This is a genomic window from Pseudomonas sp. NPDC086278 (genome assembly GCF_050280905.1).
Classification (GTDB): domain Bacteria; phylum Pseudomonadota; class Gammaproteobacteria; order Pseudomonadales; family Pseudomonadaceae; genus Aquipseudomonas.
In genome coordinates this window covers 45672-57813 of record NZ_JBNNWE010000001.1, presented here as the reverse complement: position 1 = coordinate 57813, position 12142 = coordinate 45672, and the positions used below count along the sequence as shown (strand labels likewise).

Genomic DNA, 12142 nt, shown 5'->3' with positions numbered 1-12142 from the left:
TGCGTGGGCGGCTCAGATCCAGGCCACTGCCAACAACCCGGCCCCCAACAGCACACACAATGGCGAATACGCCCAGGTATCCAGTCGGGCAAACTTAGAGTCCTTGACCTGTTTGAAAAACCCAACGAGGTTCGAATCGCCAATTGCCCGGGCGAACATCAGCATCGCAATCGCGCTGATCACCCATTGCAGCGACCAGTGATGCACCGTGGGCAAATACAGCCCCACCCGCAAACACACCAGCATCGCAATCAGCAGCAACCCGACCGCCACTAACAGCGTGGCAAAACCCGACGGTTTAAACGCCGGCTGCGACTCCCCGCCGTCTTCCCTGGGGACGCGTGGCACCGCTGCGTCGCTGCCCAATTTTCCGCCAGCCGCCCAATACAGGTGAACGAGGCTGATCAACAGGAAAATTGCGGCAATCCATTGCGCGACCAATAGGCTCATATTCAGACATCCTGCGTGAAATGTTGCCGAAGGATGAACTTCCTTGAGGGTTTTTGTAAGCGCAAATGTCATTGATGCGGATCAGAGTCGTCATGCCGTCGTGCACGCGTTCGCCATGTTCCTCCGTTACAGGCTCGACCGGCACACCGACTTCACCGGCCAGATACCCTCCCCGCGCCGATGCACCGCCTACCACCTGAGTAACGTTGCGGGTCAGTTCTGAAGAGTAAACGCTTCGCAAGCAAGCCCATTTCCACAGTTGAACGCGAACTACTGTCGGAGCGGGCTTGCTCGCGAAGACGGCATCAACGTTGCCGCATCATTGAAGACTTGCGCTGACTTTATCCGCCACTTCCTTCGGCACCCACGCTTGCCACACGTCCGGATGCGCCTTCATGAACGCCTCCGCTGCCTGGCGTGGCGCCGTGTGTTTTTCACTCATGTCAGCCAGCGCCTTGTTCAACGGGCCAATCGGTAAATCGACCTTGCTGAAGAAATCGGTGATCTGCGGATACTGCTTCTGGAAAGGCGCGGACACGCCAATGGACAACTTCGAGGCCAGGGAACGGGTTGGCCTGGGATTAGGATTATCGGCGTCGGTCAGGGTTTTCCAGGCTTCGGCGTCGAAGGGCGGCTCTTCCAGCTGAACGAGCTTGAAGCGGCCGAGCAACGGCGTCGGCGACCAGTAATAAAACAGAATGGGCTTGCCGCGACGAATCGAAGAACTGATCTCCGCATCCAGTGCCGCCCCCGAACCGCTGCGGAAATTCACGTAGCTGTCGTTCAAGCCATAGGCGGTGAGCTTCTGCTTGTTCACCACTTCCGACGTCCAGCCGATAGGGCTGTTGAGGAAGCGGCCCTTGCCCGGGCTTTCGGGGTCGCTGAACACGTCTTTGTATCTGGGCAGGTCGGTGACACTCTTGAGGCCCGGCGCCAGCGGCCTGATGCCCTTGGCCGGATCGCCTTTGATCACGTATTCCGGCACCCACCAACCCTCGGTTGCGCCCTTGACCGTGTCACCCAGGCTCACCACTTTGCCTTCCGCCTCGGCCTTGACCCACACCGGACTGCGGCCTGCCCATTCTTCGCCAATGACCTGAATGTCATTGTTGGCCAGTGCGGTCTCCAGGGTGATGGTCGTCCCCGGCAAGGTATCGGTTGGCAGCCCGTAGCCCTTCTCGACGATGATCCGCAGGATATCGGTGATCAGGCTGCCGCTTTCCCAATTCAGGTCGGCGAAGTGGATCGGCGCCTGGGCAGCCGATGCCGGGACAGGCGAACCCAACAAACCGAAGGTGGCCACGGAGGCAGCCAGCAACCGTCGAAATCCTTTCATGCTTTTGCACCTCGTGCTGTTCACAGCAATAGCAGGATGGCCTGGCGACGAAGACCGCAAGCCTCTGAATACTCAGTCAACTGACTGTAGTAGAGGTTCCTGCTTTCGAGGGGGGCGAATCAATTTTCGGAAATTTCCTGCAAACGGGCCAACTCTCGTCTGACCATGCTCGCGTACGCTGCCGGCTGCAGCGTGTAAATCTGTGCCGCGACCCAACTCAGCCACGCCCTTTGCAAAACCGCTTTCTGCTCGAACAAACGCAGGGCTTCAGTGCGCGCACTGGCCTGGTTCTGTTCGTGAAAATCGGCGCGGGTCAGGCTCATTACTCGCTGGCCTTGAAGGTCACCAATTCGCCTTTTCGCCATTTGGCGGCTTTGGCCGTCACGGCTTTCAGGGTTTTGGTCAGGCCTTCCTGCAATTGTTGATGGGCAGCGAACACCATCACCACGCTATGGCCTTCCTTGAACACAATTGCCTGGCCCTCGGCGGCGGTGACAAAAGCATAATCGCCCAACCCGTACACCGTCAGTTTGATTTCGCGGAACTTGATGTCCAGCTTGCCGCCTTCACGGCTGGGCAGCACCGAGGCACTGAAATGATCACCCACCTTGAGTTTGAGCCCTGGTTTGTCATCAACGACCAGTGCCTCTTCGGTGTCGATCTCGGCAATGTAAATGCCTTCGGCGTTCTGTTCGGTGATGTAGACGAAGCGTGACTGGAACTGTTTGACGAGCTTTGCGCGCAAATCACCCAGCACGAACAAAGCATGCATATCGAGATTACTTACTGCCAAGGAAACATCCCCACATCTGAAATTGGTACCGCGCGCAGAAAAAGCGCCCAGCAAAAAAACCGGCCATGCCGACAGTGTTGCAAAAAGACCCGGGTTGAAATCCTGTAACGAGCAGAGCGCTCGTCCATCGCGATGTCAGTGAGATTACTGGAATAACACTCGCGCCGTCCTCCCTGAAGGTCGTCAGATGTTGAAGGAAAACGCCCTTCTCACCGACAGAGAAAACCGGACTGCCAACTTTAGGGAAAATTCTCTTTAAAAAAAGCACTTTTCCGACATATCGCCCATAAAAAATTGCTTTAGATGGACGCCAATCGCCAGACGATGTCGACGATTCTAGAGCAGCCCTGCTCGCCGCGACCAGCCAAAAACACGTACGCACGTCGGCAAAACCACGAAAAGGATTTCATATGTGCACGATGACACACTTTGCAACTCCCCCGGCACCGCACTCGGATAACACTTCGATGGTATGTCCGCCAGCGTTTCAATACCTTCAGCTCGCCAGCGAACACGCGGTTCGCCCGAGGTTTCAGGTGGTTCCGGCGGGCAACGCGTTCTTCCACATCAAGGAAACGTCTACAGGTCGTGTCAGAGGTTTTCGCGCCAACCACAACGAAGCCTGCGTCCTCGCCCGCGCGTTGGAGTCGCGTCACTGATACGAACGGCCAACAGACGTTTCGTCACGCCGACGACTTAACTCAGCCGTCGGCGGGCAACTACTGCCATACTGGCCGGCCAATGAAACCCGTCCCAAAGCCGGACGCGTTCCATACAACACAATATTTCCAAGGAAAGGCGGCTACGTGACGGAATTTGATATCGGTGAATTTTTTATCCGGGGCGAAGCCAGAGAAGTCGATGGCGAATTCCAGGCAGTCATTGTCATGCGTGCAAAACCACCGTTGACCGCCATCACCTATCACCAGGTCGAAAAGGACCGCTGGTTCAAAACCTCGGAAGTTGCTGACATTGCCGCCAAGGAAGCCGCGCAGGCCCTGAAGCTTGCGGTCGATGACGGTGCGCTTAAAGCTTGACCGTCAGGTTTAGCGTCTATGCTCATTTCTGCTTTTGCACATCGCTATCGAACTCCTGAAGCGCGGCTGCCTCAGATGCAATGAAGCCGCACTCAGACCTCGTACACAACGCGACCCGCAAGGAGATGAAGATGGATGCACCTATACATGACCTCAAAGGCTTGTTCGACCAACTCGGTCTGGACTCCAGCGAAAAGGCCATCGACGATTTCATTGCCAGCCATTCACCTCTGGCCGACGACAAGAAGCTGATCGACGCTGATTTCTGGACCCCGCAACAAGCCGGTTTCCTCAAGGAACAACTGCGTGAAGATGCGGATTGGGCACGTGTGGTCGATGACCTGAACCTGCGCATGCACCAGGTTCACTGAGCCCACCCCATCAATGCAGGCTGTCCTGGGTTGCGGCATGCAGTTGCGCCAACCAGGCCGCCCTGCACGCTTCGGCCAGCAACGACCCCGCACCGCTTCGTTGCTCGCCACCTGGCCAATGCGCCCTGTCAGCGAGGCGCTTGCGGCTTGTAACCCAGGCGCAAACCGCCCCAATGCCGCCCCTTGAGCATGATCGGCACCGAAAGGTCGTGCATCAGCTCACCGGTGTCACGGGTATACGTCTGCAATAACACCGGTTGTTGATGGCTACCGCAGCGGATGCCGGTGCGGTCGGCAAACTTGCGCTTGGTGCGATTCTGCACGGCATCGACTTGGGCATCGCCGGTCAGCGGTTGACTGAACACGGTGTTGTGAGTCGGTACATAACCTTGCTGCGTGCAGGCGATGGCAAATACCAATCCCTCATGGCGCGGCAGCAACGGCTCCTGAATCGCTGGCAACACCTGATCGGTGTATCGATCGAAACGTGTCTGAAACTTGGCCGGGCTGGTGTTGGCAATCGCCTGGTAATGACGGTCAAACAGGTCATCAAGGCTGACGCGCCCCGCGTCGATGTCCGCTTCGAAGCGTGCGGCAATCTGACTCGCGCCTTCGCGGGCCAGGTCGTAGACCCGTTGGTGATAGTCATCCAGCCCGACTTCGGCAAGGCGTTCACTGATGGTTTCGGCCTGCCCCTCCATCTGCACCGCCGCTTGCGCCAACTGCCGGGTTTGCTGATCGCTGACCGCCAGATCGCTGCGCATCTGCTCGATGGCGTGAAACAAGCTATCGAGTTGCTCGCGATTGTTATCGGCGCCCTTGGCGATTTCACCCACCTGCTGTTCGACCCCAGCCGCCAGTCGCGCAATATTTTCCAGATGCTGGCCGGTGTGCTCGACCTGCCCCACCCCCACGTCGAGGTCGCTGGACAGTTGGCGGATCTGCTCCACTACCTGCGCAGTACGCTGCTGGATATCGGCCACCATCTCGCCGACTTCGCCGGTCGCCGTGGCCGTGCGCGCCGCCAGGCCACGCACCTCGTCGGCCACCACCGCAAACCCGCGCCCGTGTTCCCCGGCCCGCGCCGCTTCAATCGCAGCGTTCAAGGCCAACAGATTGGTCTGGCTGGCGATGGACTGAATCACCAGCGTCACTCGCTGGATATCGTCACTGCGCAGGCTCAGCGCTTCGATCAGCTCGCGACTGCTGCTGGCCCGCAGGCTGAGCTGGTGCATGCGCGCAATCGATTCGACCAGCTCCGTGCGCCCTGCCGCGCTGCTTTGATGAGCTTCACTGGCTGCGCCGAGGGCTTCGCGGCTGAGCTTGGAGGTGGCTTGTTCCGTGGCAATCATCACTTCGGCATTGCTGACGATCTGCGCGGCGGCAGCGAGTTGCGATTGCAGTTTGTCGGCCAGTTGTTTGACCGAAAACGCAACGCCAGCCGCCGACAAGGCGTTGTGACTGGTGGTGTAGGAAAGATCGCGGGTGAGTTCGGCGATTGCGCTGGAGGTATCAGCCGGGCGCGCCTCAGGCGAGACACGCGAACGCAGGCGCGGCAACCAGATAATCAGCACCGCCGCCGGCAGGCCAAGGTAAAGCGACCAGCCCCCCAGCGACATGCCACACAGCAAGAGCACCAGGGCGATGCTCTGCAAGGTCGGCGTCAGCCAGCGGGTTTTCGGCATTGGCGCTGGTACGGGCACTGCCCCAACCAGAGATCCGTCTCTCGTCATCTTCGTCACCCCACGTTGCTTCTAATTATTGTCTCGGCATTAGACGCCACTATCAGGCCATTATCCATGGTCCATTAGTCGGAGACGTTGCACAGATCAATAGAAGGTCGGGCGCTTTTTCACAGACGAAAAAAAGCATCGCGGGCAAGCCTTGCTCCTTCAAAAGAGGAGTCGGGCTTGCCCGCGATGCAGGCGTTACGCAATCAGGCCTGACGCTGGTGCTTGTCGATCTGTTCGTGACGCTCTTGAGCTTCGATGCAGTACTTGGTGGTCGGGCTGATCAGCAGGCGCTTCAGGCCGATCGCCTCGCCGCTGTCATCGCACCAGCCGAAGCTGTCTTCCTTGATGCGTTCCAGGGCCTGTTCCAACTGAGGCAGCATGCGCTGGTCGCGATCGATCGCGTTTACCAGCCAGGTGCGCTCTTCTTCGACAGAAGCGGCGTCGGCCGGATCGGCTGGCGTGTCCAGGCTCTCGATGGCGATGCGGTTCTGTTCGATGCGCTCATGGGTTTCGACTTTCATGTTCTGCAACAGCTCGAAGAAAAAAGCATGTTGCTCGGCATTCATGTAGTCATCCGCCGGCATGGCCAGCAACTTGTCCTTTGTCATTGATATCTCTATAAAAAAACGTGCATTAAGGCGAATTAGGGAGCGTTCCGGTTGACCTGGTTCGGCCATCGGAAGGGCGCCGTCCATTCCAGGCGCCACCCGGCACTCAATTTACGAGGGGCGGCAGTCTAAGGCCGACTTGAGGCCTCTGCAATTGAAAAGACAGCGAATTTGTCCGACAACGCTTCGAAAGTGCTCTATGGCAGCCTTTGCTGTGGTTATCGGAGTGCGTTTATAGCAAGAAATTCAATCAGGCGGCTGTATATAGAAGACAAACGGCTTCGCCAGTGGGCCGGGCGCCGCAGATTTGCCATCGTCCGCCCTGTAGACTGCGCGCAGCCCACCTGTTGTCAGGGCAAGACACAATGAATCTTGCCTATAAGAATAAGCCAGAAGGATCACTTATGCCCCACACCGATCAGCCGGCTACCACCGAGCGCACGCCCGAGAGCGACCTCCAAAGCCCCCCGATCAATGCCGAACGCCTGCTGCAACTGATCACCCATGAATACGAAAGCCTGCCACGCCAGCTCAAACGCATCGCCAGCTACATGAGCCAGCAGAGTGACCGGATCATGGTCGACCGCATCAGCGACATCGCCCGCGAGTGTGAAGTGCACCCTTCGGCCATCGTGCGCTTCTCCCAGCGTTTCGGGTTTAGCGGTTTCAGCGAGATGCAGGCGTTGTTTCGCGAGGCGTACACGCACAAAACCACGCCAGTGCAGAATTACCAGCAGCGCATTCGCAGCATGATCGCCAGCAAGTCGCCGGCCATCGGCGGCGATCTGGCGCGCGAGTGCATCAGTGCAACCCTGTCGGGGATCGAGCGGTTGGGACGAGAGCTCGACGACCAGGCGTTCGACAAGGCCGTGGAGCTGGTGGTCAACGCCGACAACATCTATGTGATCGGCGTGCGCCGTTCGTTCGCGGTCGCGGATTACCTGGTGTACAACCTGCAACACACTCAAAAACGCATCCACCTGGTCTCGGGCCTCGGTGGCAGTTACCGCGAGCAGATGCGCAGCGTGCGCGGCAATGACCTGGTGATCGCGATCAGCTTCACGCCATACGCCAAGGAAACGCAGCACTGCCTGCGCATCGCCCGGCAGCAACAGGCGCATACCTTGATCATCACCGACAGCAACCTGTCGCCGCTGGCCAAACGCGCCAACGCCGTGTTGCTGGTCAATGAAGGCAGTTCGTTTGCATTCCGCTCCTTGAGTGCGACGTTGTGCCTGTGCCAGGCATTATTTATCGCCGTCGCCTCGCGACTGGAACTGAACGTTGACGAGATTCACGAGCAAGCGGGTTTCGAGGACTGATGCCCCGTTTGCAGGCGGCAGAACCTCAGCTAAGGTAGCTCGTCCCGACATGGACATCTGAAGGAGCGGTTCAATGAAGCTGATCGGCATGCTGGATTCGCCTTACGTGCGGCGCGTCGCTATTTGCGCCAAATACCTGGGCATCGACCTTGAGCACGAATCGGTGTCGGTGTTCCGCCACTTCGAGCAATTCCAGCAAATCAACCCGGTGGTCAAGGCGCCCACGCTGGTGCTGGACGACGGCGATGTGTTGATGGACTCGACGCTGATCATCGATTACCTCCAGGCCCTCGCCGGGCCAGCCAACCGCTTGATGCCCAGCGATCCCAAACAACGCTTGCGCAGCCTGCGCGTGATTGGCCTTGCGTTGGCCGCCTGCGAAAAATCGGTGCAGCTTTATTACGAGCGCAACCTGCGTCCGGCCGAAATTCAATACCAACCCTGGGTGGAGCGGGTCGAAGGCCAATTGGCGGCGGCTTACTCAGCACTTGAGCGCGAGCTGGAAAAGCAGCCTCTGGCGAACGGCGCCTCGATCGCTCAAGACGGCATCAGCGTCGCTATCGCCTGGAGCTTCACCCATCTGGTCGTGCCGGATCAGGTCGATGCCGAGCGCTTCCCGCACATCGCTCAATTCACCGCGCAGGCGGAAAAGCTTGAGGCGTTCATCAACACCCCGATAACCTGAGCGGCCTCCTCGAACGGACCCGACCATGACCGCTGCCGAACAACCTGCCCCGGCGCTGAAGGAAATCTTCAACGCCGAGCGCCTCAAGCACATCGCGGCCGAGATGACTGCGGTTTACCCGCCATTCAACGCCAAAGCCTTCCTCAAAATGGCCAACGACGGCCTCGACGAGTTGTCGATCATGCAGCGCATGGCCCGGGTCAGCGAGTGCCTGCACGCGGTGCTGCCGCTGGACTATGACGAGTCGCTCATCGTGTTGCGCGCCCTCGCCCCTCGCTTGAACAGCGGTTTCGTCAGCATCTCGCTGCCCCACTACGTGGCGATGTATGGCGCGCATGATTTCGAGCAATCGATGGCGGCGCTCAAATACTTCACCGCGTTCGGCTCTGCGGAGTTTGCGATCCGGTACTTTCTGCGCAGCGACCTGAAGCGTTCGCTGGCGCTGATGCAGCAATGGTCGCGGGATGACAACGAACACGTACGGCGCTTGGCCAGCGAAGGCAGCCGCCCGCGCCTGCCGTGGTCGTTTCGACTGGAGCAGATTCAGCGCGACCCGACACTCGCCGCCAGCATCCTCGACAACCTCAAGGCCGACGAAAGCCTTTACGTACGCAAGTCCGTGGCCAATCACCTCAACGACATCACCAAGGACCACCCCGACTGGGTGCTGGACCTGATCGAAGGCTGGTCGCTGGAAAACAAACACACCGCGTGGATTGCCAAGCATGCGCTGCGCAGTTTGATCAAACAGGGCAATCAGCGGGCACTGGCGATCATTGGCGCGAGTGGCAAGGCCGAGGTCGAGATTGTCGGGCTCAAGGTCGAGCCGGCGGTGATTCGTCTGGGGGAGAAAATCAATCTGTCGTTCACCGTGAAATCCACGGTGCCGGGCAGTCAGCGACTGGTGATCGACTATGCGATCGATTACGTCAAGGCCAATGGCGGCACGTCGGCGAAGGTGTTCAAGCTCAAAGCCTTGACGTTGCCCGGCCATGCGCAAGACTTCGTCAGCCGAGGGCAGCAGATCAAGGAGTTGACCACTCGCAAGCACTATCTGGGGGTGCATGCCGTGCACATTTTGGTAAACGGCGAACGCCTGGCCAGCACCTCATTCGAAATCCTCGCGTGACGTGCCGCGCGCGGCGGCGTCCGTTTCGGACAGATGGAAGGGCTTGCGACAAGCACCGATTGACCAGAAGCGGTCAGTGACCCTATCCGTAAAGGCTGCCGCGACAACCTTCAGCTTCCCGAAAACCTGTCCCGACTATTCGTTAAGTGCAGGACCATGGCAGCCCGAGCCGCATCGGGATCTTGCCGCTTGATGGCGTTGAATATCGCTTCGTGCTCCAGATTCGCCAAATACCCCAGTTGCGAAAAGTCCGCGCCGCCACGTTCGTCGCCCTTTACCTGGGCACGAGGAATCATGGCGTTGCCCAAGTGCTGCATGATTTCGGTGAAAAAAGTATTGCCCGTAGCCTCGGCAATCAGTTGGTGAAAGCGCTTGTCCTCCTCGACGCAACTGTCGTTGTTAGCCAGCGACGCCTGGTAATCACTCAACGCCTGACGCATGCGAGTGAGCTGATCGTCAGTTCTGCGAACAGCGGCCAGCGCCACGGCCTGCACCTCCAGGCCCAATCTCAGTTCCAGCATGCTTCTGACACTGGCGACGGTATCCACATGAAGGCGCAGCCCAAGCTGCGGCTGTTGCGCCAACACAAAAGTGCCAATGCCGTGTCGTGTCTCGACCAAACCCGAGGCTTGTAGCTTGGAGATAGCCTCCCGGACAACGGTGCGACTCACACCCTGCTCGAGAACGATGGTGGATTCCGAAGGCAGCTTTTCGCCTGGCTTCAATTGTCCGAGCAAAATTCGCTGGGTCAGCGCTTCAACCACGCCCTGGGCCAGATTATTGGATCGTCTACGGACAGGAATTCCACTTTCAATTTGCATAGGTTTGAGTCCACCGAATTTCGCGTTGAAGAGCTTACCACCCGCCAGACACTCGCTGACCAACGTGGACGCACTCCGTTCGTAGATTGAACGCCTCAACTTGTATGACAACACATCTATAAAACTACATCTCGCTCGAGTCTATTTCCATCAAGCCGATACACAACCCTGAAAAAATCCAATAACAGCCGCTAAAAACCCCAGTAAACATTGGCAAAAATAACCAAATCCGTTAGGCGCACGCGTTCGCTATGAAAACAAATACCAGTTACCGCATTGCGAACGTCGCAAAAGCACTTGTATGATGTCTGTCAACAAAACGCTAGTGGCCGATCTGCTGGCCAATGAAATGGAAGAACTGAATGCCTCGCCCAAGGAGCCCGGCACTCAGTCATTCGATTGCTCCAACCGGCGGCCAAATCGCCGGCGTCACGCTCAAACCCGCATAAAAATAATCAGTGGGAGATTTGAATTGTGAACAATTCAAGCAACGCATCCGTCGTTCCAGAAGGTGATTCGGTTCTCGCGCGCGCCGTGAGCAAAGTGAAGAGGCATGTCCTGCCTCTTTTCGTGATCATGTTCATCCTGAACTACATCGACCGGGTCAATATCGGCTTCGTGCGCACGCACATGGAACACGACCTGGGTATCGGCGCCGCCGCCTACGGGCTGGGCGCAGGCCTCTTCTTCATCGGCTATGCCCTCTTCGAAGTACCTTCCAACATGCTGCTGCAAAAAGTCGGAGCACGCATCTGGCTGACCCGCATCATGTTCACCTGGGGCATCATCGCCACGATGATGGCCTTCATCCAGAACGAAACCCATTTCTACATTCTGCGTTTTCTGTTGGGTGTCGCCGAAGCAGGCTTCTTCCCTGGTGTGATCTATTACTTCACGCGCTGGTTGCCAAGCGTCGAACGCGGTAAAGCCATTGCCATTTTTCTCAGTGGCTCAGCCGTCGCTTCACTGATTTCAGGCCCACTGTCAGGCGCCCTGCTGCAAATCGAAGGGTTCGGCTTCCATGGTTGGCAATGGATGTTCGCCATCGAAGGTCTGGCCTCTGTCGCGCTGGGGTTCTTTGTCTGGTTCTGGCTTGACTCCAAACCGCATGACGCCAAATGGATGATCCTTGAAGAAAAGGATGCCCTGGTGGGCGCCATCGATCAGGAACAGCGTGAGCGTGAAGCGCTGACCACGGTCAAACCGACCATTGGCAAGCTGCTTAAAGATCGCCAGATCCTGCTGTTTTGCGCCTTGTACTTCTGCATTCAGTTGACCATCTACGCAGCGACTTTCTGGCTGCCCAGCATCATCAAGAAGATGGGCGACCTGAGTGATGTGCAGGTGGGTTTCTTCAACTCGATTCCCTGGCTGATCTCCATCATCGCCATGTACGCCTTCGCTTCGCTGTCGAGCAAATTCAAGTTTCAGCAGGCCTGGGTCGCGACCGCGCTGTTGATTGCAGCAGCCGGCATGTTCATGTCCACCAGCGGTGGGCCGATCTTCGCGTTCGTCGCCATCTGCTTTGCTGCCATCGGCTTCAAGTCCGCGTCTTCGTTGTTCTGGCCAATTCCCCAGGGCTATCTGGATGCCCGAATCGCCGCCGCCGTCATCGCGTTGATCAACTCGATCGGCAATCTGGGTGGTTTCGTGGCACCGACGACTTTCGGCTTCCTGGAACAGACAACCGGGTCGATCCAGGGTGGTCTCTATGGCCTGGCCGGCACCTCGGTACTCGCCGCGATCCTGGTGTTCTTTGCCAAGACTTCGCCAAAAGCCTCCCCCCTGATAACGCCGCCGGTCGTCGCTCCAACGGGTGCGACCGTCAGCAAGTCCCACTGACCCTATTGATCGCTG

The 12142-nt window shown here is 58.0% G+C and carries 14 protein-coding genes; 7 read left to right on the top strand and 7 right to left on the bottom strand.

All coding sequences use genetic code 11. The annotated features are described in order from the left end of the window. Positions 1–12 precede the first annotated feature (12 nt). The 4 genes from ACQKP4_RS00270 to ACQKP4_RS00255 form a co-directional block, all read right to left on the bottom strand. Positions 13–450, bottom strand: a complete 438-nt coding sequence (locus ACQKP4_RS00270; protein ID WP_427629302.1) for a DUF3995 domain-containing protein — start codon at positions 448–450, stop codon at positions 13–15. 319 nt (positions 451–769) lie between these two features. Further along, positions 770–1786, bottom strand: a complete 1017-nt coding sequence (locus tag ACQKP4_RS00265; protein ID WP_427629301.1) for an ABC transporter substrate-binding protein — start codon at positions 1784–1786, stop codon at positions 770–772. A 119-nt stretch (positions 1787–1905) separates the two neighbouring features. Continuing rightward, positions 1906–2109 (bottom strand): hypothetical protein, encoded by a 204-nt coding sequence (locus ACQKP4_RS00260; protein ID WP_427629299.1) that lies wholly within the window; start codon positions 2107–2109, stop codon positions 1906–1908. Beyond that, on the bottom strand, positions 2109–2579 hold the full coding sequence (locus ACQKP4_RS00255) for a hypothetical protein (protein ID WP_427629298.1): 471 nt from the start codon (positions 2577–2579) through the stop codon (positions 2109–2111). The genes ACQKP4_RS00260 and ACQKP4_RS00255 overlap by 1 nt, the downstream gene beginning before the upstream one ends. Positions 2580–3046: 467 nt before the next feature. On the opposite strand from ACQKP4_RS00255, the gene ACQKP4_RS00250 reads away from it, so the two are divergent. From ACQKP4_RS00250 to ACQKP4_RS00240, 3 genes are all read left to right on the top strand, one after another. Beyond that, positions 3047–3238 (top strand): hypothetical protein, encoded by a 192-nt coding sequence (locus ACQKP4_RS00250; RefSeq protein ID WP_427629296.1) that lies wholly within the window; start codon positions 3047–3049, stop codon positions 3236–3238. Between the two features lie 147 nt (positions 3239–3385). Beyond that, complete coding sequence (locus tag ACQKP4_RS00245; RefSeq protein WP_427629294.1) at positions 3386–3616, top strand: hypothetical protein; 231 nt, start codon at positions 3386–3388, stop codon at positions 3614–3616. Between the two features lie 131 nt (positions 3617–3747). Further along, a complete protein-coding gene (locus ACQKP4_RS00240; RefSeq protein ID WP_427629292.1) occupies positions 3748–3987 on the top strand; it encodes a DUF2789 domain-containing protein in 240 nt (79 codons plus the stop codon). 128 nt (positions 3988–4115) lie between these two features. On the opposite strand, the gene ACQKP4_RS00235 is transcribed toward ACQKP4_RS00240, so the two are convergent. Next, complete coding sequence (locus ACQKP4_RS00235; protein WP_427629489.1) at positions 4116–5339, bottom strand: methyl-accepting chemotaxis protein; 1224 nt, start codon at positions 5337–5339, stop codon at positions 4116–4118. Between the two features lie 584 nt (positions 5340–5923). Further along, positions 5924–6328, bottom strand: coding sequence for a TraR/DksA family transcriptional regulator (locus tag ACQKP4_RS00230; protein ID WP_074875645.1), 405 nt, complete (start codon positions 6326–6328; stop codon positions 5924–5926). A 404-nt stretch (positions 6329–6732) separates the two neighbouring features. Here ACQKP4_RS00230 and ACQKP4_RS00225 point away from each other — a divergent pair, with 404 nt between their 5' ends. From ACQKP4_RS00225 to ACQKP4_RS00215, 3 genes are all read left to right on the top strand, one after another. Continuing rightward, positions 6733–7650 (top strand): MurR/RpiR family transcriptional regulator, encoded by a 918-nt coding sequence (locus tag ACQKP4_RS00225; RefSeq protein WP_427629290.1) that lies wholly within the window; start codon positions 6733–6735, stop codon positions 7648–7650. A 73-nt stretch (positions 7651–7723) separates the two neighbouring features. Beyond that, positions 7724–8335 (top strand): glutathione S-transferase, encoded by a 612-nt coding sequence (locus ACQKP4_RS00220; RefSeq protein ID WP_427629288.1) that lies wholly within the window; start codon positions 7724–7726, stop codon positions 8333–8335. Positions 8336–8360: 25 nt separating this feature from the next. Continuing rightward, the gene (locus tag ACQKP4_RS00215) at positions 8361–9464 is read left to right on the top strand and encodes a DNA alkylation repair protein (protein WP_427629287.1); all 1104 of its coding nucleotides are present in this window, start codon (positions 8361–8363) and stop codon (positions 9462–9464) included. 110 nt (positions 9465–9574) lie between these two features. Here the strand turns inward: ACQKP4_RS00215 and ACQKP4_RS00210 are convergent, their stop codons facing one another. After that, positions 9575–10285 (bottom strand): FadR/GntR family transcriptional regulator, encoded by a 711-nt coding sequence (locus tag ACQKP4_RS00210; RefSeq protein ID WP_427629285.1) that lies wholly within the window; start codon positions 10283–10285, stop codon positions 9575–9577. Between the two features lie 474 nt (positions 10286–10759). On the opposite strand from ACQKP4_RS00210, the gene ACQKP4_RS00205 reads away from it, so the two are divergent. Continuing rightward, positions 10760–12127, top strand: a complete 1368-nt coding sequence (locus ACQKP4_RS00205) for an MFS transporter (protein ID WP_427629283.1) — start codon at positions 10760–10762, stop codon at positions 12125–12127. Positions 12128–12142 lie beyond the last annotated feature (15 nt).